The sequence below is a fragment of the Ideonella sp. B508-1 genome (assembly GCF_000333615.1).
Classification (GTDB): domain Bacteria; phylum Pseudomonadota; class Gammaproteobacteria; order Burkholderiales; family Burkholderiaceae_C; genus Ideonella.
The window spans coordinates 1-1,617 of sequence record NZ_BADL01000221.1; the positions used below are offsets into that span (position 1 = coordinate 1).

Annotated in this window: 2 protein-coding genes; both read left to right on the plus strand. The window is 64.1% G+C overall.

What is annotated here, in order from left to right; genetic code table 11:
* Positions 1-375 (plus strand): EI24 domain-containing protein (locus I73_RS09525; RefSeq protein ID WP_022980397.1); only part of this gene is annotated, 375 nt, incomplete at its 5' end.
* Positions 376-420: 45 nt separating this feature from the next.
* The gene (locus I73_RS09530) at positions 421-1,209 is read left to right on the plus strand and encodes a molybdopterin-binding protein (RefSeq protein WP_022980398.1); all 789 of its coding nucleotides are present in this window, start codon (positions 421-423) and stop codon (positions 1,207-1,209) included.
* Positions 1,210-1,617: the final 408 nt, after the last annotated feature.

The following is a 1,617-nucleotide window of genomic DNA, read 5'->3' on the forward strand; positions in this document are numbered from 1 at the left end:
ATTCCCCCGCTGATCTGGGGTTGGCTCACGGCGCAGGTCATGACCTACGATGCCCTGGCCGAGCATGCCAGCCTGGAGGAGCGCACGGCACTGCAGCGTGAGCACCGCTGGCCCCTGCTGCTGATCGGCCTGATCTCTGGTTTTCTGGGGGCTGCGCCTTCTCTGATCTGGGCCATCAGCGCCATGACGCTGGTCCTGGCGCCGCTGCTGATCGCCGTCTCCATCTGGCTCTACACCCTGGTGTTTGCCTTCTCCTGCCTGTGGTTCGTCCACTACCTGTTGGCCGCACTGCACCAGGTCCGGGGACGTGTGGCCGCGCCCGTCCCGGCGGGGCCGGTGGTCCTGCCGCCTCAGTCCGGGTCCGCACAGGGCTGAGCCGCAGCTTCGTCCTCCACTTCCATGGTTCTTTCTAGCCCGTCCATGAACTTCGGCCTCATCATCATCGGCGACGAGATCCTCTCTGGCCGTCGCCAGGACAAACACATGGTCAAGGTCATCGAGTTGCTGGCCGCGCGGGGGCATGCCCTGGCCTGGGCACGCTACATCGGCGACGACCGGGAGCAGATCACCGTGGCCCTGAGGGAGGCCTTTGCCAGCGGGGACGTCGTGTTCTCCTGCGGGGGCATCGGGGCGACACCGGACGACCACACCCGCCAGTGTGCCGCGCTGGCCTGTGGTCAGCCGCTGCAACTGCATCCCGAGGCCAAGGTGCTGATCCAGGAGCGCATGCGTGACGTGGCCACCGAACAGGGCGTGCCCTACGAGCCCGATCGCGCCGACAACGTGCATCGCCTGAACATGGGAGTCTTTCCTCTGGGGGCGTCGCTGATCCCGAACCCCTACAACAAGATCCCCGGGTTCTCGGTGGGGCATGTGCACTTCGTGCCCGGCTTCCCGGTCATGGCCCACCCGATGATCGAGTGGGTGCTGGACCGGCGTTATCCCGATCTGCGTTCCCCCGAGCATGAGGAGCGCGCGCTCTACGTGTTCGGGGCCAATGAGGCCTCTCTGACCCCGCTGATGGAGGACATTGAGGCACGGTTCGAGGGGGTGAAGGTCTTCAGCCTGCCCAGCGTCGACCACCCCGAGCGGGGGCTGCACATCGAGTTGGGCGTCAAGGGGGCGCCTCAGGCCGTGGAGGCGGCATTCGCCTACCTTCGGCAGGCCCTGGCGGCGCGAACCGGTGTGCGCGTCGAACTCGCGGCGTGATTCCAGATTGGTGCGCCAAATTTGCACCATGTTGGTGATGAAAATTCCAAAACGGGGCCTTGTGCGCCATCGAACCTTTCGGGTGGCTTTCCTCGGTGCATGTTCAATCTGTGGGTGAGGCTCCCGCGGCCTGTGCGCCCGACTGGGATGAGTGGGATCACCAATTGTGGGCATGGTTTCTGCTACATTTTTCCCCGCTGTGATGCCCCCGGACTGGTCGTAGACAAGCGCCATTTCCAGCCCGACATCCTCCGAGCAACTTGTTGACAACTCATCCGCCAGGAGCCTTTTTGATGGCCAAGACCGTCGCCGATGTGATGAAGCTGGTGAAGGACAACGAAGTCAAGTTCGTTGACTTCCGCTTCACCGATACCCGTGGCAAGGAACAGCACGTGTCCGTGCCCGTGT